The organism is Paenibacillus sp. R-74696, from assembly GCF_055814915.1.
In genome coordinates, this window is record NZ_JBPULM010000018.1 from 90,849 (window position 1) to 115,637 (window position 24,789).

Here is a 24,789-nt window from a genome sequence, read left to right on the forward strand (position 1 = left end):
TAATCAGGCTCATAATCAAAGAAAAGGTGGATAAATCAGTCTATATGAGTGAAAAGCTGAGTCACTACCTATGCGGTAAATTCATATCCGAAGGCAACTGGTCGCACATAAGACGAAATACACTGCATGATGAGGTTATTATGATGCTGGAGGGCGAAATGTACATCGCCGAGGAAGACAGGGAGTATGTCGTCCGCCCGGGAGATATGCTGCTTCTAAGACAGGGCTTGACGCATTATGGGTACCGGAAAAGCGAATCGCCCGTCAGCTTTTATTGGGTGCATTATGGTACGATGGTGGAGCAATATCGGAGCTATCCAACCCATGTGCCCATTGAAGGGCCTTCGACGATTAATCAGCTGTTTAAGCAGCTGCTGCATGTTTCTTCTTTTTCGGCTGAGGAGGCAAATGCCGCGTTATTGTTATTATTGAATGAGCTTACGCGGACGATTGACCAGCAAAATCATGCCCCACACGCCATCGTCGATAACATTTGCAGGTGGATCGATGCCCATTTGCATCTGGACATTAATGTCCGTAAAATTGCAGAGGTGTTCAACTTTAATAAGGATTACATCTCGAAGGTTGTGAAACGGGAGAAAGGGATGGGCATTAAAGCTTATATTTTGACGCAGCGCATCAGCAGGGCGAAGCTGAAGCTACTGAACACAAATTTGAGCGTAAAGGAAATTGCCGGAGAATGCGGTTTTTCCGATTATAAGCTGTTTCTGCGAACCTTCAAGCATTATGAGGGCATGACGCCGAGTGATTATCGCAATATTTTATACTCGACACCATTGAATATTTAAAGGTTGAATATGGACAAACCAGCTGGAAGACGTTTAGGAGATGATCGTATGAGTAAAAAGAAGAAAGCGATGGCGATTGAGGCACCAATCCTGCCGGCTGAACTGCCTGTGCTGGAGCAGACTGAGCTGCAATCTCATGCTTTTTTTGAAATGGGCATTATCCAGGATTGCGTATGGGATGGGCAGCAGGCTCGCAAGGTGATTTTCGACAAAATTATTTTCAAAAATGTCACTTTTACCGAGACTGCGCTGAATGAGGTCGAGCTGACGGATGTGATTTTCGACAAATGCGATTTGTCGAATGCCGACTTTAGCGATGCCATTATCCACCGGACCGTGTTCAAAAATTGCAAAATGATCGGCATCAATTTGACTGGCGCTACGCTGCGAAACATGGTCTGGAAGGATAATTTGGCCGATTACGCCAATTTTAGAATGTCCGATATGAAGCAGGTATCGTTTCAGGATAGCTCGATGGGCAAAAGCGATTTCAGCTTTGCAAAGCTGCAAAAACTTGAGCTTTCCCAATGCCAAATTGACCAGGCTCAATTTTCAAATACGAAGCTGGCTGGCCTTGATCTAAGCACCTGCGAATTCAATGGGATTGCCGTAGCCCCCGAGGATTTGAAGGATTGCACTATTTCTCGGGAGCAGGCTTATGTGTTTGTGGCGCTGTTTGGGTTGATTTTGAAGGAGTAGCAGCTCCGCTAGGCTATTCCTTCAAAAATTGTCTCATGCCTTATTTCATTCAAATCATCATTAAATACAGTAGCAGCGCCAGCCCCATAACAGCGGCAAATATATAATTCGGCCTCGCCAGCTCGAATACCGACTTATTGAAAAGCCCCGCCAGCAAATTGTTCACCGCCGAAGCGGGAGAAATCGGATTGGACAGCCCCCAGCTTCCCAGCAGCAATACGGCGAAATAAATCGGGCTAATCTGTACAGCGGCCGGATCGATGCTGCTCACGAGAATCGTCACTAATACAATCGGATGCAGTCCAATTAACGAGGTCGAAGCAATCAGAACGATTGTGAAAATCGAGAACGATAATGCGATCGGGAGCGGGATATGCCCAAGCAGGGAGGGAATCACATTCCCAAAGCCTGTAGCGCTAATCGATCCGCTGAAAAAGCCGGCGGCTAAAAACAGCGTAATCTCCTTTTGCAAAGCGGGCAGTGTGACGGTTAAATGATTCTTCAGTCCCTGCCGGAATGTCGGCAGTGCGCCTTTCGCAAGGCACCAGAGCAGCGGAAAAACGACCGCCGCCATGCAGGTAATCAGCACCATCGGAAGATCAATCAGCTGCTCCAGCAGAAGGATTGCCGCCGTCGCCATCAGCAAATAGATACCGAGCCCAATCGGAAAGGACGCCCGTCTGCCGTTATCCTTCTCGCTGCTCTGTCCATTCTGACTCTCGACCGCTTCCGTGGCTTCCTTGCTCCACTCTCCTGCTTCCGCAGCCACAAGCTCGCTTACCTCATCCTTCGCTCGCAGCCGCTTGAAATCAACAACCACACTTACCAGCAGGCTGATCAGCGACAGCCCAATTAAATAGGGCAGGAGCGCTGACCAGTTGAGCCGGAGCGCCGAGGTAACTAGCGCCATTGCGGCAAAATAGGGCGACCAGCAAATCGCGCCTCCAAAGCCGCGATTTAAGGCATTCGCCAGCAGCCCGGATAAGCGCCCTGAACGCGGCTTAACGAACACCAAGTGATAGACGACGGGAATAGATCCAACGTTAATAAACCCGCCCATTATATGCGTCATAAGCTGTGTACCGATGAACAGTGCTGTATGGCTGCGCATGCGCGTTTCATAGAAGCTTTTCAGCGCTGCGACATAATCCGGCAGCCTTACTGGAATGCCGAACAAGGGGGCAAATACGAATAAGGTTACCAACGTCGCATTCATGCTCGCGGCTTTAAACCAATAGGCGGCAGCCTGATGCTGCACCAGCATTAGAGCAATTCCGCCAGTCATAAAAAAGAGAGTAAGCCACAGGGCTACTCCCTTAAGCTTAGGCAGCAGCAGGAGCACCGCCAAAAAGGAAAGTCCACCCAGCACATAAACTAGCGGCTCAAAGTGTGTAAGCTGATGAAAAATAAAAACGGCAGCGAGAGCGAAAATAACCGCTCTGTCGATCACTGCCTTTGTCCCAACCGTCATGACCTTCGCCTTCTCTTCTGCTTCTGCTTACTAGTTAAACTTCCAACAGCTTAAGCTTAAATTGCCGAACTGGTAGCTGCGGTGAATCAGGGATGCTTGACGCAACTTGTCGCCCGAACCCATAGCCAGCAGGAGCGGGATAAAATGCTCGTTCGTCGGCACAGCCTCCTGCGCAAAGGGAGCCTGTTCCCTATAGTTGAAAAGCGCCGGGAGATCCCATGCCTCAAGCTTGCTCTGCAGCCAATTATCGAATGATTCTGCCCATTCGTCAATCCCCTCCGACTGCCAATTCAGCCTTCTTAGATTGTGGACGGTGCCGCCGCTTCCAATTAAGAGCACATCCTGCTCTCTAAGCGCAGCTAATGCCTTGCCGATTTCGTATTGCTGCTCATTGTTTAAATGGCGGTTGACCGAAAGCGCAATGATGGGAATATCCGCATCCGGATAAAGAAGCTTAAGTACAGCCCAAGCGCCGTGATCAAGCCCTCTTTCCTCATCCAGCACACTTGGAATGCCATGCTCAGCGAACAAGGCTTGAATATCCTCGCTGAGCTGGCGCTTGCCTTCTGCCGGATACGTCATTTGATACAGCTCATCCTGAAAGCCAGAAAAGTCATAAATCGTGCTGTACACTGGGGCAGCGCCAACTGTCTGTACCGCCTGCTCCCAATGGGCAGAGAAAAGAACTATTGCTTTTGGCTTTGGCTTTGGCGTCTGCTCCTTAAAGCTTTTCAACAAAGCCGTATAGCCATTATTCTCTAATACAATGGACGGTGCGCCATGAGCGAAAAAATAGGCAGGCATCATTGTGTTTGTTCCCCCTTATCGTTAGTTAGCCAGCCTAGAAAATCCAGCTGGTTTTGTTCCGATACGCCATGGTCGGTCGGATACGTTTTAAAGGTCAAATGCGGCGTCACCGATTGAAAATAATCTGCTGTTTCGTGCCCAATCCGAATCGGAAACACGGAATCAAATTCCCCATGCGACACAAAAACCGAGACGTCTGTCAGCGATTGCAGCACATATTCGGTTTTGACGAACTCAGGTACATAGCCGTTCAGCGCAACAATACCTTTCAACCTGTTACCCATCGTAAGCGCAAGCGTCATCGATAAAATCGCTCCTTGGCTAAAGCCCAGCAAATAACGCTGGCTCGCATCTATCGGGTATTTTTCCGTCGCATACTCAATAAATGCTTCAAGCTGCTGCACCGCCCGGTCAAAAATGTCCCGAATCGGGTTGCCTAGGCTCTTCAGCTCATAATATTGATATCCGGCACCCAGCCTAAGATCGCCTCGGATATTAATGATGATGAACTGGTTCGCCAAAGGTGCTACAAGTCCATGCATGTTTGCCTCATTCGAACCTTTCCCATGAAGGGTGAAAATAACAGGGTATGTTTGGCCTGCACTCGCATGCTCCGGCAGGTGAACGTCATAATGATAAGCGGGGTTCATAATAACCCTCCTTAAAATATTAGTAATAAGAATTAAAGTTCTGTATTACAAATATATAGTGAAACTAGGGCTTTGGTCAACAGGAAAATCGCTGCGCCCACTTATTTACGCATGCAAACAGCGCGTGCTGATCTAGGATCGGCACGCGCTGCTTGGTTTCTTTTTTAATCATTAGACTACAAGGTTTCCAGAAGCGCTTTAAGCTCGGGATTCAATTGCAATACATGCAGCACCATCGTCAAAGCTTCCGCGCGGGACGCTTGATTATTCGGCTGGAACGTTCCGTTGCCAGCCCCGCTGACGATTCCAGCTACCGCGGCTTTCTCAATTTGCTCCTTATTCCACACTTGATTAATGTCGGTGAAAGCAGGCGCATTTGCTGCATTCACACGATCAAGATCAATAATTTTAGCAAGGATTGCGATAATTTCGGCGCGGCTAATTTCCTGATTCGGCTTAAATGTGCCGTCCTTGTAGCCCGAAATCACGCCTGATGCTTGCAGGCTTCCAATCGCTGCTGCAGCCCAGTGGCCCGAAACATCGTTTAGCTCGCTGCTGCCTAAGGTAGGCCCATTTATGCCAAATACTTTGGAAATGATAGTCGCAAATTCAGCCCGGGTAATGCTTGCATTCGGACGGAAGGCATTGTTCTCATATCCATTAACGATACCGAGCTTAACAAAGACGTCAACCGTCTTATTCGCCCAGTGGGAGCCGGTATCCGTAAACTGGACGGTTGTTGGATTAGCTTTAACTTCCTCTACTTGCTTCGCAAGGCCCGTGATAACTTCATCAATTTTGACGACTTTATCGTTAAACTCTAGTTGAGATGCTGGCACCGGTGTCGGCACTGGCGTGGCTGTAGGAGTGGCTGTCGCTACAGGCGTAGTCGAAGAGCCGCCTCCACTGCTTCCGCCACTCGATGATGCTTGAATAACAACCGCATGCGAGCCATATACAGCCGAGCCATCGGCCGCTGTTGCTTTCGCAGTAACCGTACCTGCGGATACGCCCGTCAATAAGCCGCTGGCGTTAATAGTTGCGGTGCCTGTACCATTTTCAACCGACCAAACGATCGATTTGTCCGCGGCATCCACAGGAGCAATTTCTGCTGCCAATTGAATGCTGCCGCCAGTCTGAACAACGGCTTCCCCCGTCAAAGCTATAGTCGATACCAGAACAGGCGTCGCTGTTGGCGTCGGTTCTGGTGTCGGCGTCGGTGTCGGTGTCGGTGTCGGTGTCGGTGTCGGTGTCGGCGTCGGCGTCGGTGTCGGCGTCGGTGTCGGTGTCGGTGTTGCAGGCACATTTATCGTTACGTCCATGCTTCCTACAATACCTGTACCGTCCACGGCAGTTGCTATCGCTGTAACTGTTCCAGCCGATACGGCCGTCAACAGCCCGTTTGCATCAATCGTCGCTGAGCCTGTGCCGTCCTCAACAGACCAGACGAACGCTGAATTAGCTGCATCGACTGGAAGGACTGTCGCATTTAACGCTAAGGATTGACCCACATCGACAGAATCGATACCTCCAGACCCACTGACCTGAATATCTGTTACGACATGAAAAAAGTTGTCCGTAATCAATTTCGGACCCGAGTATACCGCTAATTGTGCCGAATTCACAGGAACATTAACATTGTTATTTTTAATTAAAAACTTCACAAGTCCGTTAGTCGTATTAGAGGACATCCCTCCAGTTGTTGTATCGCTTGAGGCACGATCAGTATCCATATCAACAAAAACGAAGTTCGGATTGCTTGTCTGAATAAATATTTCTGTCCGTCCCGTCACAAGCGTATCATTCGCATCATAAACAGAAAAAGTGACGCTTGTATAATCCGGAAAATTGACATCCGCATGCAGCGGTTCAGCCAGAGTAATATAATCGACAGCCTCTGTCGGTTTATACATGCTTATATCTGATAACATTATGGATTGGCTGAAATATGAACGAGTGGGAATCCAGCTAACCTGACCATCAGTCACATAACCACCCATCATGGTTTTATTGGCATAGGTATTTACAGCTACAGATGTTGCCCCTACGTTAACATCCGGTACCTGTGTGACCGTTCCATCGGAATAACGTATAAATACATGCTCCGAGGTATCTGGCAGCCCATTACTATAGGAGACCGTTATGGAGCTGGACGAAGTGATACAACCGCTTAACAAACTGAGAGTCAAAGTTAAAATCAAACCTAATTTCATGATTGAACCTTTTTTCATTGCTTTCCCTCATTCCTTATCATTTTGATAAATGCCCATTAGCTCTAGTATAGTCCATGCCAATGACAGGAAAATGACAAAGTCTTGGAGATCGCAAAGAACCCTCACTTTGAGGGCCCTTAGAGTTATGTTATGGATGCTACACGAATAGGAAGAGGATTTAAACAAAAAATTAAGGAAACTTTTTAACTCCCATCACATGATTAAGCGGAATATATCCAATTTCCCTGCTGTCACTGCTATGATTGCGATTATCGCCCATGACGAAAATATGCCCCTCAGGAACAGTCCATTGTTTATCTGAAACAAAATTCATCGTTTCATTCAGATAAGGCTCATCCAGCGCCACGCCATTGCGATAGGTTTTATGCTCCTTAAACTCCAGCACATCGCCGGGTTTGCCAAGCACCCTTTTCACATAAAACACAGCGTTGTCATTCGTTTTATTTTTCATAAAAAGCTGAAGCAGCGGATGCTCCAATAGATCATCCGTCAAATGCCGCTCTCTGCTCACACGGCTGTCGATCACGACCACATCGCCATATTCCGGAAGCTTGGACAACGTATGTGAGATTTTCGATACGTAAATTCGCTCCTTATCCTGCAAGGTTGGGTCCATAGAATGACCATCAACCTTATAAGGCTGAATAACAAATACGCCAATAATTAATGAAAGTACAACTGCTATGCCGAAAGTGCTTACCCAGCTGCCAATCTCCTTCAAGGCTTTCATCTTGATCACACCATCCTCCTCATCCACATTATAGCTAAATTATACCATTCACTCTATCACATGAAAACTTGAAGAAAGGCAGCTTCCTGCTTTTCGTTGTATGCTTCTCGTTTCATGCTTCTCGTTTCATAGGTCTGCTCCCTGTACAAAAATAAATTTGGCGGACACAGCAGACCCTATATCAATAGAATCACGGGTTATGCAGCAGGCTGCGGACTCAGGCGCTGCTAATGTGCTGCAAATGACCATTTTGCCGGGATGAGGAGGGCTATAACGGATTTCCTGTCCGCTTACGGCCTAAAATCGTATCAAAAGCAAGAATAGCGGAATCTCAGTCCGCACCAAATTCGCTTTATTTACATAACCTAGCCTTCATATAAAAAACCGCTGAAAACCAACCTGCCTAGAGCGAGCTCTTATTCGGGCCGGTTGGTTTTCAGTGGTTTTTATGTGCTAGACCGTATCCTAATTCTTATTGTTATTCTTACTCGTTCAGAAAAGCAATCAAAGCTTTATTGAAGGCTTCGGGATGTGTCGCATTCACGCCATGCGGGCCGCCTTTAATTAAAGCAAGCCGGCTGCCTGCAATGGCTTCGTGCGAACGTTTTCCGCTGACTTCAAATGGCACAATAGCATCCGAATCGCCGTGAATAATGAGCGTCGGCACATTTATTTTTGCTAAATCATCACGGAAATCGGTGAGTCCAAATGCTTTGATGCAATCTAGCGTCCCCTTCGGGGAGGCAAAAGCGGCAATATCGCGGCTGTATAAGCGAGCCGGCTCACTTACTAGATCCGACTTGTCCCCAGCGGCGAAAAAGTTTTTAGTAAATCCATCGAGGAAGGCCAGGCGGTCTTGCTTTACCCCGTCCTCAAACTCTTTGATCAGGGCATCGTCGACACCGCCCTCTGGATTACCCTCGGTTTTATATAGGTATGGCGGGACAGCTGCCGCCAAGACGACTTTTTGAATCCGATCCGTTCCATAAGTGCCCATGTAGCGGGCAACCTCGCCTCCGCCCATTGAGAACCCCACGAGTACAGCCGCTTTCAGGTCAAGATGTTCAAGCAGCTTATGCAAATCTGCAGCAAAGGTGTCATAGTCGTAGCCTTCCCATGGCTGAGAGGATTGTCCAAATCCGCGGCGGTCATAGGTAATGACACGATAGCCAGCGTCGATCAGCGCTGGCACCTGATACTCCCACGAACGTCCGCTCAGCGGCCAACCGTGAATGAGCACCACCGGTTTTCCAGTACCCCGATCCTCATAAAAAAGCTCAATCGGAGCATTATTTTCAGATCCAACCGTTAATTTTGACATGTGAAGCACCCCTTCCAAGTTTGATCATAACCTTGCAGTCAGCTCTCCTCGATCTAACTAGTTAGTGAAATTACACACTACAAGCCGTTGCTGCAATATTATTCCCCTTAAAGAGGACAAACCAAACAAAGTAGAGGCCGCACAGCCCGTTATGATTATGCACTTCTACGATCTGCCGCAGCTCTTTCTTACGGCGTCCATTGATCGTGAATAATGCCAACAAGTGCGCGATCATCCCCTATTTTCTCGAACACGAGACGCAGGCTGCGCCAGTCCATCCCCTCAACTGTCGGATCAATACCGTCAATATAATATTCCACGAAGTCATAGCTTTCCTTCGGATACACTTCGTTCAGATTATTGGTCGTTGTGCTTTTCCCCTGGACTTCGTTTAGCGAGATTGTGCCATCCTTTACAAAATCCGCATCATAAACAAATTGTTTATAATAATCGGCATAGGTCAATTGAATCGGCTCACCTGATCCAGCAGACGTCCCCCAGACGTATGTTTTGGAATCTTCCATTAAACCGTTTAGCGTATCTTGCTTAAAGGTAAGGTCTGTTTCTACGTCAACGTAAGCATAGGGTGAAAAGCGAACTCCCTTCTTTGCATGTACCCAAGCTGCAACGGTTTGCATATCACCTCTCCTAATCGCCTTCATGACGGTTGCCGCCGCTTCACGCGCTGTCGGAGGCTGCCCCTCCACTGGCTCCTCAGGCTCCTGTTCCTGTCCCTGCTCTTGCTGGGACTGCTCCTGCTCTGGGAGATGTTCAACTGTAGGCTGCACTTGTGGTGTAGCTGTCTCTTCTGCCTTCGGAACCGTGTTTGGAGCACCTGCACAAGCCGTCATCATGAGCGTGATTGCAACCAAAACCATCCATCCTAAGTTTCTGACCTTATACATAAGCCCACTCCTTTGCCTTTTCACATGCGTTCCATCCTATTATTACCCCTTTTATCATTATGCCCTTCGAAAAAATAAAACAGGCCAGCTCATCCGTGAGCTGGCCCCAACAATCCTTCACAATCTATAAGTCATCTATTACATGCATGCATTTTAAATGCCGCTTACAGCTCGATTACCGTATAGCGAATCTCTTGCTCCTCGACCGGAGCTGCTGCAAACAGCTCGGAATCACCCGCATTATCCACATTTGGCTTGGATACTACAAATCCCTTCAAACGGTCATTTGTCCGCTGCGAGGCGTATGCCTCTGCCTTGCCTTCAACCATCATCTCAATTCTGTTGACGTTGTGCAAATTAACGCCATCGTTAATTGACATGCCCGCCAAATCAACGGTAGGAACCTTAATAGACCAGACGGATAACAGTCCTGGCATAATTCGGGTACGGCCATCACCTACGACGCCGCCTGCCATAAAGCTGCGCTTCTCTCCTTCGGGCTGAAGGTTCACTTCATATTGATACAAGCCTAAGCTGCTTTTATGAATAAAATCATGGCGCCTCGCTTCCCGGTCAAGGAAGGTGGAAGAGCCAGAGTGCATAAAATCAACATATACTTCCCCGTCCGTCTCACGCGCTCCAGGCAGCACAACCCGGCAGCCGCTCACCATCATATGCGCTTTTCCAGCGATTTTGCTCCGAATGAGAAGGTTGTCAAGGGATAGAGAGAATACAGCCGCATCGCCTGCGCGCAGCGCTGCAAACTGCTCCGGGAACGTTTCCTCCTTAAAAATAAACTTAATATTTTCAAACGGCTGAATGGCGCTATCCGCGGCATTCAGCATATTTTTCAGCTTGACGACCACATCGGCATGGATACCGCTCAGCTCTGCGACATGGCTGTCTTTGATTTTCGGGAAGCGATCATCTCCCAAGGTCATATAGCGGTATGCCTGATATTCCTGATACAGGAAGTCAATCAAGGCTAGTCTAGCTTGACTGAACCGTTCGAAAATGTACGTATGGAACAGCGGCAAGCTTGCATCCATTCCGTCACCCAGGTTTTGGCGCATATGTGCTTCATTCGCATGCAGCTCAATCAGCTCGGCTAACAGCTTCTCATCCTCCAGGAAATAGGCACTGTAGGCCGACGCTTTATTCTGATAATCCTCGACAACATTAAGGAATTCATAAAATGCGGCTCGGTATTCCCCCGCTCTTTCGGGCACCTTGCTGTAAACTGGCTTCAGCATCTCCTCAAATTGCTCCCGTGACATCGTCATCAGCGTCGAATTATATCCGAAATGATCTTGTGCAGCGTTCATCTGCTTCGTCAGGTCGATCAAGCCTCCGCCCTGCTCCCACAACGCACGGCCAGCTGCTGCGGTCTTCTTGACCGAATCCAGCGATTTGGACAGCTCTTTCTCCTTCTCTTTCTTTTCCTTCTTAATCGTCTTATCGCTTTTGAAGGCTTCGTCTATGACGATCGTCTTGCCCTCAGACGCCAGATTGCTAATAGCGGATGCCAAAGCACCGCCCGCTCTGAGCGCTCCAACTACAGGAGCTACACCCGTAGCCAAAGAAACGCATGTAACAACTATATCTACGGTTATCTTCAGAGACTCCACACGCAGCTCGTTTTTCAACGCCTCGACAAACGCGGTCGCTTTCGTTTGTAGCTTCTCGCCTTGGCTGTGCACATCCTTCAGCATCGCGTCGATATTGTGCTTAAGCTCGTCTCTCTCTTTGATAAGCAATACTCTGCGTTTATCTATCTCCACTGCTTTGTCTGAGGATTGAGCCAGGGCTTCCTTAATGACTCGAACCCGACTGTCCTGGTTGCCCTGCACGCTTAAATAATCCTTATATAAATCCTCCGCTTGCTGGGCTGCCGTTATTAAGTTGCCGCCAAGCTCCAAATATCGGTCGAACGGCATAAGCGGAACCCAGTTCCAAGGATGTCCGAAATAATCAAGCCCTTGGCTAAACTGGGCGATTAGAATAGCAGCTTTGTTTCGCAGGGCAAGCCACTGAAGCGAAACCTCCAGCATACGGCTTTTGAAATCCTCAAAACGGTGCGCCTCATCATCATGCACCTCATGCAGCACAGCATAGCGAAGCTCTTCAAACCAATCCGCATCCGGCATTGTTTTAAGCAGCCAATCCAGCAGAACTGCCGCTTCTTCCAAGCGTTCCTCGCTGGAAGCCAGATAAGCAATGCTGGCTTTGTGCAGCGTGAGGCTTTTCTGCTCCAGAGACCCCATCAGCCGCTGATCAAAGAATAGCAGCGTGGGAGCATTCTGCCGATGAATCATTTTAAAGCTACCGAAGAAATCGGCATATTCAATAAGAGCAGCTCTGCCTTCGCTATCAATGCCACAGCGTCCCGGTCTGCCGTCTGCTGCAGCTGCCTTATACTCGCCATCCTTGCCGTTTGTTCCGTCTAGTCCATTTTTCGCCCTATTCGTCTCACTGATAATATAAATATAATTTTTTTCCATCCATGCTGGCGCCGGCTCCTTATCATAAAAACGGCCCCCTTTGCCGCCTGTTCCTCCGCGTGCCCCCTTGCCCGGTTTTGTCTGCTCACCGGCCTTGCCCGCCTTGCTCTCCATCGTAATGTAGTGCTCATTGGCTGAAACTACGTAGCCGACAACAATATCCCCTCCGTTGCCGCCATCTCCAGAATCTCCGGCATTCCCGCCTTGGCCACCTTTGCCGGCGTCGCTGCCCGGCGTTGGATCGTCGTCAAAGAAAATGTTGAATTTATAGTCTACTCCTTTAATACCGTCCGCACCTATGCCTCCGTCTCCGCCATCCTGTCCGCGCCCACCTTGGCCGCCGTTAGCGATCAGCTTCAATTCGCCCTTCAGCTCAAAACGCTCCGCCGCCAATGTAATAGCGCCGCCATTATAGCCATCTGTACCGAACTTGCCATTTGCACCGTCAGAGCCGCGCTCACCCGGCTTGGCTCCTGCAGGGCCATTTTCAGCATGGTTAGTCTTAGAAAAGTTGATTGCGGGTTCTTCGCCTGATGCATCGATGACTGCCTCTCCCTCAGAGGAGATGATACGGGCATTAATTGTAATATCTCTTCCCTTTGTTTTAAGCTTGCCTGATAGGCAAATGGTATCCGCATGAATCATATAATTGCATTGGGTATCGCTTAAATATTCCGATGTCAAAGTAAAATCAGCTGCTGTTAAATAAATCGTATTGCCCTTCTTGCCACGCTGAACATTCGAATACTTCAATTGATTGGCCAGCCATTCTTGCTCCGTGTCCTGCTGCGCAAGTCTCTTCTCACCGATATGATTTTCTTTCGTTGGCATTCCCTTCGCCTCCCTGTATTTTCCTCATAAAATAGCGAAAAACCAGATTACTTCCATCCTTCTATCGGCTACATTCCTGTAAAAGCTTGTAAGCTTTCACTAAATTCATCTTATCAAATCGCTCTGAACGGATTTTGAACCATATTCTCCCTGCAAGCCGCTTGCTAAAAATAGAATGAAGCAGAAGAGCAGCCCTGCACAGGATATAAAAAAAACAGGCTGCCACGTGGCAGCCTGCTGTTTTATCTTTTTATTCCTTTTTACGGTGCTATCAGCAAATTCAAATTATTGACGATTCCAGGTGTATAGCGCTCACCGCTGCCACCTTCACCAAGCATGCCGTCAGCACCGTCGCCCCAAGCCCATAAGCTGCCATCTGCTTTTAGAGCATATGTTGTATTACTGCCCCCTCCGTTGATCGCGATGACATTTGAAATGCCACCAACAATGTCGGGAGTGTTTGTATTATTGGTATGGCCAAAACCTAGCTTGCCGCTTTGGTTGCTGCCCCATGCATATACATTTCCAGCTTCATCTTGTGCAAAAGATTGATAATTCCCTGCACCGAGCAGAGTAATTTTCGGCAGATCCTCAAGTTCAACTGGAACCAATTGATTGGCATTTGTTCCGTTGCCTACTTGGCCCATTTGATTAAAGCCCCAAGCATATACACTTCCTGTCACGCTTAAGGCAAGAGCATGCTGGTTGCCCATCTTCATGGAAACGATATTAGTTAGTCCCGATACTTGAACCGGAACATTGCTGCTTGTTGTTGTGCCGTTGCCAAGCTGTCCATTTGTATTGTCGCCCCAAGCCCAGACGGTTCCATCAGCTTTTAAAACGTAGGAGGAAGCGTATCTAGCCTGGATTTCGAGCACATGATCCAAGCCTGGTACTTGAACAAGCGGTGTATAATCCCCCCATGTCCATACGGTTCCATCACTTTTCAACACGAGTGAGTTAGTGCCGCCTTCTGCTGAAATCGCAATAGCATGATCAATCCCGTTCACTTTAACTGGTGTATTGCTTGATCCCCTGCCCCATTGCCATACGTCCCCTTTCGAGGTCAGAATCAGGGAATGACCAAAGCCAGCTTGTACCGCAATAATATCACTTGGCAAGTTAGGCACTGTAAATCGGCTAGGAGAAGCTGTCGTCGTCCCATTGCCAATTTGCGCATTCCAGTTAGCACCCCATGTGAGCACTTGGCCTATCGCGTCCAGCACAATGGCATGGTTCGATCCTAATGAGAAATGATTTTGCGGCAAAATAGCAATCTCATTCACTTCATACTCCAGTTCCTCAGAGTCCAGACTCGCTTCCCGCAATGAATCTGCTGCATGTGCGGTTATCGTATGTGTTCCCGGCGCTAAAGCATTCAGTGCAAGCGTCAGAGTATCTGTTGTTGCCGTGCCAGAGGCCAGAATTGTTGTTCCATCTGTGTCGTAAACCGTCACCACGCTGCCAGCAGTCAGTTCGCCAATCGTAATCATTGGCAAGTGGTTCGAATACGAACCGTCTACTGAAATAACAGGCTGCCCCATTACGCTTTCTTGACTTACAGCTTTCGCTGCCTGTCCTGTTGTAGGAGCCGCTGCATTTTTCGGCGTCACTTCAAAAGTAATATATTTGCCAGCATCTTCGCTGCCAAGCACATACGTTAAGCTTGTCGCCCCATCAATTGCTGTATAATTAATAGTCTGTTCGTAGTCATCCGAGCGATACCACTGATAGGTTGTTCCCTCTTCTGCATCCCCATCGGTATCCCAGTAGTAATAATTCCCTGTTAACGTTTGGCCTACTGCAAGCATACCTGTAACTTGAACTCCTTCTACGTATGGAGCAACGGGAGCGTTTTTCACTGCGCCCGTAGCTGCACTTTTAACAGTATCTCCAATTGTTGGTTCTGCTGCATTCGCTGGCGTAACCTCGAAGGTGATATAATACCCCGCATCTTCCTCGCTGAGCACATAGGTTGAGTCATTTGCTCCGTCAATTTGCGTATCGTTCGATCCATTCTCATCATCCGAACGATACCATTCGTAAGCTGTTCCCTCTTCCAAGTCGCCATCTGCATCTTGGTAAGTGTAATTGCCCGTTAGCGTTTCCCCAACAGTTGCTGTCCCGCTAATAAAAACATCGGATGCCGTTGGAGCCTGTGGTGCGGGTGTTGCTGTCGGTTCAGGCGTTGCTGTTGCGCTTGGTTCTGGCGTCGCCGTTGGTTCTGGCGTTGCAGTAGCCGTCGGCGTTGCGCTTGGTGTCGGTGTTGCTGTTGACGATCCAGTTGATCCCGTTGTTGTAGTTGCTGTTGGCGCTGGAGTAGCTGGCGGATTTTCAAAAGTCGTTCCCGCTCCTCCAGTATTAATGGTAGCTAGTACGATTGTACCTTGACCTAACATTCTCACGACCGTATCCAGCACAAGCGTGTTAATCCTGCTGGCTTGGCCAAGGTTAACTGTCGAGCCTGTTGCTCCTGACTGGACATTCAACTGCTGAACTGTGCCTGTCGGCAGGTCAACTTGAATTTGCTGAGCGCTGACATTGACCGTGTTGAACGAGCCTTGCAGGGTTACTTTCGAGCCTGCTGGCAGTGCTGCATTTACGTTTACATTGCCAAAGCCCGTTGCTGAGCCAGATTCCTGAATAATGGCAGAAGAATTGATCATAACAAGCGCAACGGTTGTTGAGCCTTCCGACACAATACGTACGGTTCCCGTGCCTGATTTTTTGTCGATAACAATATCAATAAGCACCGAGTCGTTAAAATGGATACTGTTCTCGCCGCCGCCTTGAACGGTTACCGTTCCCGTTACTTTAACGTTGTTCAAAAACGCATCACCGTTGCCGATGCCTTCGCCCAATAACAGGTCGCCATTAATGACCATGTTTTGCAGGGTCACGCCGCCTGTGCTAACAACGACATCTTTATTAACCGTCTCAACTCCAGTAGCTGGACCATAAGTTCCCGCCGTGTCATAAACGGTAGCTTGCGACTCCATTGCCCGGTTCAGCGTTACTACCGCTTCTGCGCGAGTAATAAAGGCTGCTGGCTTGAACGTATTGTCCGCGCTGTAGCCCTTCATAATCTCCTCAGCCACGACTGCGCCAATCGCATCCTTGCTCCAGCTGGCAAACTGATTCGCATCTGTGAAAGCTGCTGCCGTGGTGCTGGATGCCGGATTAATTTTCAGCAGACGGATGACAATTACCGCAGCCTCTTGACGGCTAATCGGCTTGAAGGCTCCGATTGTTCCATCCGCATAGCCGGAAATGTAGCCTGCTTTCACCGCTTTCGCGATATCTGCATAAGCCCAGTTTGTAGATGGCACATCACTAAACGAAATTTCCGTTTGCTCGGTAAAACCGAATGCACGATTGACCAGTGTTATAAATTCAGCTCTTGTAATTTGATTTTCCGGCTTAAAGCTGCCGTCCTCATAGCCTGTGATCAGCCCTTTGCCGATCCACTCCGAAACTTGGCTTTGCGCCCAGTGCCCTTCAATATCGGCTGGGGTTGCCGCTGCTGCTGTGGCACCAAATGCCATACCAAACGACGACAACAATAGACATGCTGCAACTGCTGATGATACAAGCTTTTTGACTAGTTTGTTCTTCACGATAGTCCTCCTAATAATTCTTCTTCACTATTGATTGGTTCTTTATTCCTACTAATAAATAAGTATAACTCTACCCAATGACAGCAAAATGACAAACTCCGACAAGGAGTATGCAAATCCGATAGAGAAACGGCAATCCTCAAAAAAAAAGGCCCTTCGAACGAGCAAAAGCAGCCTTTCCGAAGGAAGGACTGCTTTTGCTCGTTTCTTGGTATATGTTAAAACAAATGTCATCATGGTCAACAACTCAGCCGCCGGCACCTTGATACTTGTTCGCACCATACATCCAGAACCTATAGCCTGCCCAATAACAAAGGGGACCGACAATTGGCACCATCCACATTGCCCATTGTGGCAAAAGGGTGGCATCATTAGATAAAAGGAAGGCAGCTGGATAAAAGCTAACAAATGCCAGTGGTACAAGGGCAGTAAGCAATAACTGAATAAACGTTCCGAATATCGGCAAAGGGTACGCAATAAAATCTTTTAATCTAAAAAACAGGGTGAACATAAAACTAGTTCTAATCCATATAAAAGAAACAGCACCGATGATGGTGAGGATTCCAGCATAAATCATAGCACCGCTGACAACGACTAGCATTAAGTATATGTACTCGCTCAGCGCCCATTGCATATTCAACTTCGAGATGGACCAAATCAAAACAGAACCGGAGATTAAAATATGGGCGATGTACCCTAAGTTGAAGCCTCTGCTTACTAGGTATAGATAAGGATTTACAGGTTTTATAAGCAAAATATCAAACGTGCCCTGTTTAACCTGGCTTTCCAATTCACGCATCTGTACAAAAGAAAAGGATGCCCCTAATGCATATGTAAAGAGACCGATGCTATACAAAAGGGCTATTTCAGGCCAAGTCCACCCAGCTATTGTGTTAAACCTTTGGATAAACAACCAGATTATAATATAGTCTCCGGCATATGCGATGATTTGAGCAAAAGCGGAAAGGATGAAATCAGCCCGATACTCCATTCTTTCTTTTAATAATAAACGAACTAGCTTGCCAAACAACTGCAGTGTCATGAATTTCCGCCTTCCTCTTTATCCGCCCTGCACAACTAAGCGACGCACGGCTCTAGTCCAAAGCCATTGAACGAGGACAAGTAATCCAACGATCCATCCTACCCCCATAGCAAGTACCTGCCATAGCTCGCTGCTCGTTATATTGCCTAAATATATGGCAGCCGGGACATAACCCATGTACTGAAATGGCAGCATTTTCGCTACAGAAGCCCATGTAGGGGGGAAAAACCAAATGGGCAAAAAAGAGCCAGAGAAGATAGTAATTAGGCCTCCCATCATCCAACTAAGAGCAAAATGATTCATAAACCAAAACGCGAGTAAAGAGATCAAATAACCAAGTAGAAATGAAATAATAAGAGCTAAAACTAATGCAAATAAAAAAGCGAAAAGGTTGGTTGATGTAGCAGGTGGAAGTATTCCGAAAAACAGCCCCGCTATAAGGAGAGACGGTGCAACGGTGAAGGCTAGCTGATAGAGCGAATTGCCTAGCCCGTCAAAAAGTAAATATAACGGGTACGATAGCGGCTTGATTAATTCAGAAGCAATCCCTCCCGATTTTAAGCTTCCATCTACTTTACTGCTGACCCCATTTAACAACAGGGCAAAAAGCAGGGTATTGATAATGCTGTATGTAATCATTTGTTCGGCTTTAATACCCACTACGCTGCCGTTTCCAATAACGGCTCGCCAGATTTCGACCTGGATCAGAATCGTGACAAAGTTGCCCAGTAAACGGAGCCAAACCTCCGAACGGTAAGCTAGCTGGTTAGAAAAAGCTTTCATTGTGAACATAAGATACATTCTCATTCCTAATCCACCTTAACCAATTTGGCGTTTTAAATCCGCTTCAGCCAGTTGTTGATAGAGCCGACGGATAACAGAATCGATATCCGCACTTTCAATTGAAGCGTCCTCAACGGGATACTTAGCCGCAATTCGACTCACAAGCTCAAATACGCTTGCATCACTTTTTGCAAAAGAATAGGTTCGTCTTAACCCTTCCTCTTGAAGCAGTGTTATGCCTGGCATATCTATTAAGCCTGGTTCTTCCCGAAAATCAATGACAACTTGGCGTTCATTCCCTAGTCTATTGCGGAGCTCTACAACGGACCCGTCGTAAACGACGCTCCCTTTATTCACCACAATCATTCTCGGACATATTTCCTCTATATCTTTCATATCATGTGTCGTTAAAACGATGGTTACTCTTTTATCACGATTTACAGTACGCAAAAACTGCCGAATTTGGTCCTTGGCGATCACATCAAGGCCAATTGTAGGCTCGTCAAGAAACAGAATTTTAGGTTCATGTAAGAGCGCCATTGCAATTTCGACGCGCATCCGCTGCCCTAGACTTAATTGTCTCACTGGTTTTTGAATAAAATCCTTAATGGCTAGCAATTCAACGCAAAATTCCAAATTCTTTTCAAACGTTATCGGAGGTATCTTATAAATGTACTTATGCAGATCAAAGGAGTCCTTGACCGGAAGGTCCCACCATAGTTGGCTTCGCTGTCCGAAGACCACTCCAATTTGCCGGGAGTTATCCTTACGCGCTTGATGAGGCACGCTGCCAAGTACTCGCAGCTCTCCTGCAGTAGGCACCAAAATTCCGGTCATCATCTTAATCATTGTTGATTTCCCTGCACCATTAGGACCCAAATAACCTACTGCTTCGCCTTCTTTAATGGAAAAACTAAGATGACGAACTGCTGTTTCTTCTATATACTCACGCGTAAATAAGCTCCTAACGGAACCAAGGAGCCCCGGGAATCTTCTATACTGACGATAAGTTTTGGTGATATCATTTACAGAAATAATATCCATACCACAATTACGCCCCCATTTTTCCACTTAATGATTCACAACCTCTAAAACGGGCATATTGATCCAAAAATCCTTCTGGTACGGCGGTGCCGTTTGCCAATGCGGGATTCTGCCTAGCAAATTATCTATGACCCCTATCATATATCCAATATAATGGCCACTTCCATAGTTTTCATAAGGCAAATAAATGAGCAAGCTCCCATTATCATTTTGAAAATCAGAACAGCCTTGTAGGACATCTTCTTCTCCCGCATGGTCAAATTTAGATCTTTCAACGGGTTGAAGCCTATTATTTTCTTTGCGAATAATGACTTGATGGGTGAAATAATCTGGGCATTCCAGATTGGGATTTATAAGAAAAATCATGATTTCCTGATTTTCAGTAAGGCTATTTAATGTTGCTTCGGAAAGGTTCAAACGGAGTATAAGTTGATTTTCCTCATATTCAAAGGTATAGCGCAGATCAAATTTATTATCGTTTACTAACAACTGCCGCCACTGGCGATCGTTTGTTTTTATGGGGCCGCAATAATTTTTATTATGATCGCTAAAAGCTGCTTTTTTACTCATTAAAGCGATCTTTTTCTTACGCTGCTCTGCATCAAGAAATAATCTCTCTGTTATGCTGATATCCCATTCATAAAATAATTGATTATGATGGATGGCCTCGTCTATTTTTATACAATCAAGAAATGAAAGATCGGTGCCGGCAAATATCTCTTTAATTTGCTTTATAACCAGAGCAGACTCTCTGTTCAATTCATACTTAGCCAACCATCTATTTAAGTTATCGCCATTCATTGCTTGCTCATATTTTTTCATGAACATGACAATATCAATATAGTTTTTAAGGGCTGGAATACGCTCATCGAAGCCCTCGGCATCATTGAATGCATTTTCAAGCAAGGCAATACAGCTATGCTCGAGATCTAGGGTTTTTACATTTTCATTGCCCTGGATAGGAATAAATTGAGTAGATTCCAGAAAGGAAGTGATCTCTTTTATGGATTGATGCAGATGCCTTCCCGTCTCAAGTACAACGTATCTTCCAGATTGGGTCTGTTTCCAAAACTCGAAAAATTCATGACTTTCCGGAGCTTTCAATATAGGCTTATCCAAATAAAAGAAATCGTCTGGGTCCTTCCTGTCTATGTGATACGTATTTTTATTTCCTATGGCACTATGAAAGCCGCATACATTTAACAGCTCATTAATTTCATCCATCTCGTTTTCATCAATGAGTAAATCGATGTCCCGAGAGTCCCTCTTATAAGCATCGTCATAGATGAGGATCGATAAAGCGATGCCTTTGTTTAATACAATATTTACATCCATTTCTCTGGCTTTATCAAATAATAATTTAATCTCATTCATTCTCTCATCGATAATTTCCACATGGTTTTGGTATATGGTTTCACACGACTCTTTTAAGCTATCAGGTAGGATAGGAGCTATATTTTCATAGGTTAAGGCAAATATTTTATGCTGCTGTAACAAATTTATTAAAATAGACCAATCTATATCCTGAAAACAATCAGCCGCTAGTTGATGATTATTTATCACACTTTTTGACACTTCTAATAATGCTGCTTGCTCTCTAGTTAATTTCATATATCCTCCATCATATTAGGGCGTTTTCAAGTGTTAGAAGTCTATCTTTAAACTTTTTCACATTACCATAAGCTTTTCTCATTTTTAAATCGTCTGGATTTATCACCCTTGAAAAAGGTAATATCGCCTTGCTTCTAACGATTAAGGAGAGCGTCATTTCATTACTTGGAATGACGCGATGAAAGCTGCCCGCTTCAAAAAAATAAGTGTCGCCCTCTACTACCTTAGAGCTGCGAGTTAATTCAATTTCTACTTTATCCATCTCAAGCTCCGTGACCTTATATTCTTCGTGGGTATATTCACCGCATAATAGGATGACTGCAAAATTAAACCTATGATCATGTATACTTTCAAAAGGCCATTTATTTTGCGGCCAGTAATGCAAGCGACCACGAATTCCGGAATCTTCGCTGTTCCATAATACATATTTTTCAAATCCCAAAGGATGAATTTCCATGAGTGACGCTAAATTGCCTAATTGATCTTCAGATTCTTGACGCAATTCTGAAAGCCATTCTGTAACCTTCTGTAAATTCACCTGTTCCTTTAGCAAGCCGCACATTAGCTCTAACTCCGCTTTACTTTCTAAGGTATATGCACGATCTACAACTTCAACAAATTTATTTAATTCCATACGAATAACCTCCCTTTGCGCTAATGATTTTTTTTACATTTAATACAATTTCAGAATGAATATCTTGCGGAGCTCTTTCCCCATCCATAATTAAAGCATCTTCAGGCAATACCGTTCGAAAAGCCTCCCTTACATTAATAAAAATAGAAGGGTCTTTTTCTTCATATTTTAGATGCCCATCTCGGGCCTGTATTCGCTTAATGGTGATTTCCGGCTTAATATCTAAAAAGACAGTTAAATCTGGCTTGCGTATTGAACCATAAAGGTTTTTAATATCATTTATATCCATACCCCGAACTTTGAAATAGGCATAAGAACTGTAAATATAGCGGTCTGATAGAATATTAACGCCCGAGTCCAAACGCTGCTCCAAATCATGCATATGGGTTATTCGATCAGCAGCAGACAGCATCGCAATCACCCGCATGTCATGGACCTGCCCATTATCAAGATAGGACCGCACTCTTGGATCATTTCTATATTGATCAGTTGGTTGCTTTGTGTTGTACAATTGCAAATTATTATGTTCAAACCATTTAGTAAGCATACCGATTTGTGTCGTCTTCCCTGCTCCGTCCAACCCGCACATTGCAATTAATAGTCCACTCAAAATGTCATACCTCCATTAATATCTATTGAAGCCCCCCATATATAGGAGGAGGAGTCGCCAAGTAAGAAAGCGATTACATTAGCAACCTCTTCAGGTCTGCCGATTGTGTTTGACAAGGTTTTTTTTCGATGATAGTCGCGTCTCTCTGAGGTTTGTACCTTTGACATGTCTGTATCTATAATTCCAGGCAATATGGAATTAACCCTTATTCCCTTCGGAGCAAGCGAAAGGCTAAGGCTTTTTGATAGTCCCAGAAGAGCTGCTTTCGATGATGCATACGCAGGGTCGCGACTTCCCACTTTAGCAGCTGTACTTGAGGTGCAAATAATGCTGCGTAAACGATCACAGCCTTGTTCTAGCAATAATTGCACGATAATAAATAAAGAGGTTACATTCACAGCGTGAACTTTCTGCCATAATGATAAATTGTATTGCGAAAGACTGAGGTTAGGATATATTCCTGCCAAATGAACAATACCCGTTATGTTTTTCAAATCATCTTTATATAAATCGAATGCTTTCCTTATTTGCTGCTCATCACTTAGATCGCAATGTATAGGAATGTCCACCGCTGTACAGCTAGTCTTCAAATCAATACCAACTACTTGAACGTCCCGCTCTTTTAACTGCCTGATTAGCTCTGAAGCTATGCCCCCTCCAGAACCCGTTATTAAAATTTTATCCAATAGATCACCCTTATACATTTATTTTCATTCTATCTCTTAATAAATCTTGCTCAGGCTCTTTCGACTTATTATTCAAGTATTTAAGAACTTTCTGATCGGTTCCGTCATAAACTAGAGCAAATCTATCAACGACTTGAATACCTGCGTTGCGTGTGGCCTCGTATTTCTTTCTATTATTCCCTATAAGCCTAACCTCAGTTATGTTAAAATGATTGAGTATTGCGATAGACGCTCTGTAATTTCTAGCATCCTCCATCCCCGTTCCCAATTCGGAATACGACTCGACCGTATCAAGTCCTTCATCCATCTTATTGTAAGAAAGAAGCTTCGTGGCCAGACCAAAGCCTCGTCCTTCATGAGAGGCATGATAGGTAATAATCCCTTGTCCTTCAGCACTTATTAACTCCATAGCCTTGTCCAGCTGCCATTTACAATCACATCGAGTGCAATTAAACACTTCGCTTGTTATACAAGCCGAGTTAAAACGACATAATACTGGACCTTCCCAATCTACTCCATTGCGTTTTACTACTGCTAGGTGTTCAACGGATTCTGAAGGCGCTTGCAAAAGATCCGTTATACTAAAACGATACAAGTCCATCGTCCCAAAGATGGTATGAATCTTCCCTTTGACTACATGATTGATTACAATATGACTGACCACGATTCTTCACCCCTTCTTCGCTAATTATTCCAACAAATGACTCTTAATATTATAAATCGGAAAATATGTAAACAGATACCTTTACAATTGGTTAATATTTCATATGCTTATTAGTGGTCAATTCAATAGGCTTTCCTATGGTGTATTTTGATGAACAAAAAAAGGACTTCATCTCCGCTTCCGAGACAAAGTCCTTGCACTTTAATTCATCATAAAATTTAATAAGCATCTAAATAATTAATGGCTAAGCCGTACCTCGTTGATTTTATCTTTAGACTCTCTAGCAGCCTTCGCAATAAATTCATAGAGGATCACGTCTGTTTTCTTCTCTTCCTTTGCACCGTTATAGATGATGCCTCTGGATGAGGAAACCAAGGCGCCTAAACCTTTTGCATCAAAAAAGGGCTTTAAATCATTAGCCGTTCCGCCTTGTGCACCAAAACCTGGAACTAGAAAAATAGAACTCGGCAATGCTTTCCGCACCTTCACAGCATCCATTGGGTAAGTTGCCCCAACAACCGCACCAATAAAGGAGTAATTATTTTCTCCCAGTGTTTGCTGCGCTAATTTGTTTATATCATCAGCCATTTTAATATAGAGCAATTCTCCACTTTCCAGCCTTACATCTTGTACTTCATGCGAAGAGGGATTAGAGGTTTTCACTAGTAAAAATAAACCTTTTCCGTTTCTTCCAGCTTCCTCTATGAAAGGGAGGTAACCATCGCTGCCCAGAAAGGGGTTAACGGTAACCATGTCTCCTGCAAGGGAGCCATTTCCAAGGAATGCCTTTGCATATGCACTCGAAGTGGAGCCTATGTCTCCACGTTTTGCATCATTGATGACGATTAAATTTTTCGATTTGGCGTAGGCAATCGTTTTTTCTAATGCACGAATTCCCTCGCTACCATAAACCTCATAATAAGCTAGCTGTGGCTTTACAGCTACTACATGTTCGGCCACTGCATCAATCACAATTCGATTATAATGATAAATGGCCTCACCAGCCTTTTGATCGCTCACCTCACCGCTATCCAACAAATAATCCGGGAAGTATTGCAAATCGGGATCTAACCCTGCTACTAATACAGAGTTTTTATGTATGATTTCTTCAATGAGCACATCAGCGAAATTTTTCATTTT

Annotated in this window: 20 protein-coding genes; 2 read left to right on the forward strand and 18 right to left on the reverse strand. The window is 45.6% G+C overall.

All coding sequences use genetic code 11. The features are described 5' to 3' along the window. Window positions 1-44: 44 nt before the first annotated feature. Both ACSR9A_RS04795 and ACSR9A_RS04800 read left to right on the forward strand, forming a co-directional pair. Complete coding sequence (locus tag ACSR9A_RS04795; protein WP_473755962.1) at window positions 45-809, forward strand: helix-turn-helix transcriptional regulator; 765 nt, start codon at window positions 45-47, stop codon at window positions 807-809. Between the two features lie 48 nt (window positions 810-857). Further along, the gene (locus ACSR9A_RS04800; protein WP_473755964.1) at window positions 858-1,508 is read left to right on the forward strand and encodes a pentapeptide repeat-containing protein; all 651 of its coding nucleotides are present in this window, start codon (window positions 858-860) and stop codon (window positions 1,506-1,508) included. A 49-nt stretch (window positions 1,509-1,557) separates the two neighbouring features. Here ACSR9A_RS04800 and ACSR9A_RS04805 read toward each other — a convergent pair whose 3' ends face one another. The 18 genes from ACSR9A_RS04805 to pyrF all read right to left on the reverse strand — a co-directional run bounded on the left by ACSR9A_RS04805 (window position 1,558) and on the right by pyrF (window position 24,786). Further along, the gene (locus ACSR9A_RS04805) at window positions 1,558-2,979 is read right to left on the reverse strand and encodes a hypothetical protein (protein ID WP_473755965.1); all 1,422 of its coding nucleotides are present in this window, start codon (window positions 2,977-2,979) and stop codon (window positions 1,558-1,560) included. Window positions 2,980-3,009: 30 nt separating this feature from the next. Then, complete coding sequence (locus tag ACSR9A_RS04810; RefSeq protein WP_473755967.1) at window positions 3,010-3,786, reverse strand: DODA-type extradiol aromatic ring-opening family dioxygenase; 777 nt, start codon at window positions 3,784-3,786, stop codon at window positions 3,010-3,012. Then, on the reverse strand, window positions 3,783-4,436 hold the full coding sequence (locus ACSR9A_RS04815; protein WP_473755969.1) for an alpha/beta hydrolase: 654 nt from the start codon (window positions 4,434-4,436) through the stop codon (window positions 3,783-3,785). The genes ACSR9A_RS04810 and ACSR9A_RS04815 overlap by 4 nt, the downstream gene beginning before the upstream one ends. Before the next feature lie 176 nt (window positions 4,437-4,612). Next, window positions 4,613-6,667 carry an S-layer homology domain-containing protein gene (locus tag ACSR9A_RS04820; protein ID WP_473755970.1) on the reverse strand — a complete coding sequence of 685 codons (2,055 nt, stop codon included), beginning with the start codon at window positions 6,665-6,667 and terminating at the stop codon, window positions 4,613-4,615. A 172-nt stretch (window positions 6,668-6,839) separates the two neighbouring features. After that, window positions 6,840-7,400, reverse strand: coding sequence for a signal peptidase I (lepB, locus tag ACSR9A_RS04825; RefSeq protein ID WP_473756109.1), 561 nt, complete (start codon window positions 7,398-7,400; stop codon window positions 6,840-6,842). A 484-nt stretch (window positions 7,401-7,884) separates the two neighbouring features. Beyond that, window positions 7,885-8,721, reverse strand: a complete 837-nt coding sequence (locus ACSR9A_RS04830) for an alpha/beta fold hydrolase (protein ID WP_473755971.1) — start codon at window positions 8,719-8,721, stop codon at window positions 7,885-7,887. Between the two features lie 188 nt (window positions 8,722-8,909). Continuing rightward, on the reverse strand, window positions 8,910-9,626 hold the full coding sequence (locus ACSR9A_RS04835) for a hypothetical protein (protein WP_473755972.1): 717 nt from the start codon (window positions 9,624-9,626) through the stop codon (window positions 8,910-8,912). 164 nt (window positions 9,627-9,790) lie between these two features. Next, window positions 9,791-12,958: a hypothetical protein gene (locus ACSR9A_RS04840; protein WP_473755973.1), complete on the reverse strand. Its 3,168-nt coding sequence runs from the start codon at window positions 12,956-12,958 to the stop codon at window positions 9,791-9,793. A 260-nt stretch (window positions 12,959-13,218) separates the two neighbouring features. Beyond that, window positions 13,219-16,575 (reverse strand): RCC1 domain-containing protein, encoded by a 3,357-nt coding sequence (locus ACSR9A_RS04845; protein ID WP_473755974.1) that lies wholly within the window; start codon window positions 16,573-16,575, stop codon window positions 13,219-13,221. A 247-nt stretch (window positions 16,576-16,822) separates the two neighbouring features. Then, complete coding sequence (locus tag ACSR9A_RS04850; protein WP_473755975.1) at window positions 16,823-17,617, reverse strand: ABC transporter permease; 795 nt, start codon at window positions 17,615-17,617, stop codon at window positions 16,823-16,825. Window positions 17,618-17,635: 18 nt separating this feature from the next. Then, a complete protein-coding gene (locus ACSR9A_RS04855; protein WP_473755976.1) occupies window positions 17,636-18,424 on the reverse strand; it encodes an ABC transporter permease in 789 nt (262 codons plus the stop codon). Between the two features lie 12 nt (window positions 18,425-18,436). Continuing rightward, the gene (locus ACSR9A_RS04860; RefSeq protein WP_473755977.1) at window positions 18,437-19,444 is read right to left on the reverse strand and encodes an ABC transporter ATP-binding protein; all 1,008 of its coding nucleotides are present in this window, start codon (window positions 19,442-19,444) and stop codon (window positions 18,437-18,439) included. 27 nt (window positions 19,445-19,471) lie between these two features. Further along, window positions 19,472-21,055, reverse strand: a complete 1,584-nt coding sequence (locus ACSR9A_RS04865; protein WP_473755978.1) for a nucleotidyltransferase family protein — start codon at window positions 21,053-21,055, stop codon at window positions 19,472-19,474. 10 nt (window positions 21,056-21,065) lie between these two features. After that, window positions 21,066-21,689, reverse strand: a complete 624-nt coding sequence (locus ACSR9A_RS04870) for a hypothetical protein (protein WP_473755979.1) — start codon at window positions 21,687-21,689, stop codon at window positions 21,066-21,068. Continuing rightward, on the reverse strand, window positions 21,676-22,299 hold the full coding sequence (gene tmk, locus ACSR9A_RS04875; RefSeq protein ID WP_473755981.1) for a dTMP kinase: 624 nt from the start codon (window positions 22,297-22,299) through the stop codon (window positions 21,676-21,678). The genes ACSR9A_RS04870 and tmk overlap by 14 nt, the downstream gene beginning before the upstream one ends. Beyond that, window positions 22,296-22,985 carry an SDR family NAD(P)-dependent oxidoreductase gene (locus ACSR9A_RS04880; RefSeq protein WP_473755982.1) on the reverse strand — a complete coding sequence of 230 codons (690 nt, stop codon included), beginning with the start codon at window positions 22,983-22,985 and terminating at the stop codon, window positions 22,296-22,298. Before ACSR9A_RS04880 ends, tmk begins: the two co-directional genes overlap by 4 nt. Window positions 22,986-22,995: 10 nt before the next feature. Then, the gene (locus ACSR9A_RS04885) at window positions 22,996-23,649 is read right to left on the reverse strand and encodes a GTP cyclohydrolase II (protein WP_473755983.1); all 654 of its coding nucleotides are present in this window, start codon (window positions 23,647-23,649) and stop codon (window positions 22,996-22,998) included. Between the two features lie 237 nt (window positions 23,650-23,886). Beyond that, window positions 23,887-24,786: an orotidine-5'-phosphate decarboxylase gene (pyrF, locus tag ACSR9A_RS04890; RefSeq protein WP_473755985.1), complete on the reverse strand. Its 900-nt coding sequence runs from the start codon at window positions 24,784-24,786 to the stop codon at window positions 23,887-23,889. Window positions 24,787-24,789 lie beyond the last annotated feature (3 nt).

Bases quoted from the DNA above. Each gene is read 5' to 3' on its own strand.
- ACSR9A_RS04795 (WP_473755962.1), top strand. From the start codon at position 45: ATGAGTGAAAAGCTGAGTCACTACCTATGCGGTAAATTCATATCCGAA.
- ACSR9A_RS04800 (WP_473755964.1), top strand. From the start codon at position 858: ATGAGTAAAAAGAAGAAAGCGATGGCGATTGAGGCACCAATCCTGCCG.
- ACSR9A_RS04805 (WP_473755965.1), bottom strand. From the start codon at position 2,979: ATGACGGTTGGGACAAAGGCAGTGATCGACAGAGCGGTTATTTTCGCT.
- ACSR9A_RS04810 (WP_473755967.1), bottom strand. From the start codon at position 3,786: ATGATGCCTGCCTATTTTTTCGCTCATGGCGCACCGTCCATTGTATTA.
- ACSR9A_RS04815 (WP_473755969.1), bottom strand. From the start codon at position 4,436: ATGAACCCCGCTTATCATTATGACGTTCACCTGCCGGAGCATGCGAGT.
- ACSR9A_RS04820 (WP_473755970.1), bottom strand. From the start codon at position 6,667: ATGAAAAAAGGTTCAATCATGAAATTAGGTTTGATTTTAACTTTGACT.
- lepB (WP_473756109.1), bottom strand. From the start codon at position 7,400: ATGAAAGCCTTGAAGGAGATTGGCAGCTGGGTAAGCACTTTCGGCATA.
- ACSR9A_RS04830 (WP_473755971.1), bottom strand. From the start codon at position 8,721: ATGTCAAAATTAACGGTTGGATCTGAAAATAATGCTCCGATTGAGCTT.
- ACSR9A_RS04835 (WP_473755972.1), bottom strand. From the start codon at position 9,626: ATGTATAAGGTCAGAAACTTAGGATGGATGGTTTTGGTTGCAATCACG.
- ACSR9A_RS04840 (WP_473755973.1), bottom strand. From the start codon at position 12,958: ATGCCAACGAAAGAAAATCATATCGGTGAGAAGAGACTTGCGCAGCAG.
- ACSR9A_RS04850 (WP_473755975.1), bottom strand. From the start codon at position 17,617: ATGACACTGCAGTTGTTTGGCAAGCTAGTTCGTTTATTATTAAAAGAA.
- ACSR9A_RS04855 (WP_473755976.1), bottom strand. From the start codon at position 18,424: ATGAGAATGTATCTTATGTTCACAATGAAAGCTTTTTCTAACCAGCTA.
- ACSR9A_RS04860 (WP_473755977.1), bottom strand. From the start codon at position 19,444: ATGGATATTATTTCTGTAAATGATATCACCAAAACTTATCGTCAGTAT.
- ACSR9A_RS04865 (WP_473755978.1), bottom strand. From the start codon at position 21,055: ATGAAATTAACTAGAGAGCAAGCAGCATTATTAGAAGTGTCAAAAAGT.
- ACSR9A_RS04870 (WP_473755979.1), bottom strand. From the start codon at position 21,689: ATGGAATTAAATAAATTTGTTGAAGTTGTAGATCGTGCATATACCTTA.
- pyrF (WP_473755985.1), bottom strand. From the start codon at position 24,786: ATGAAAAATTTCGCTGATGTGCTCATTGAAGAAATCATACATAAAAAC.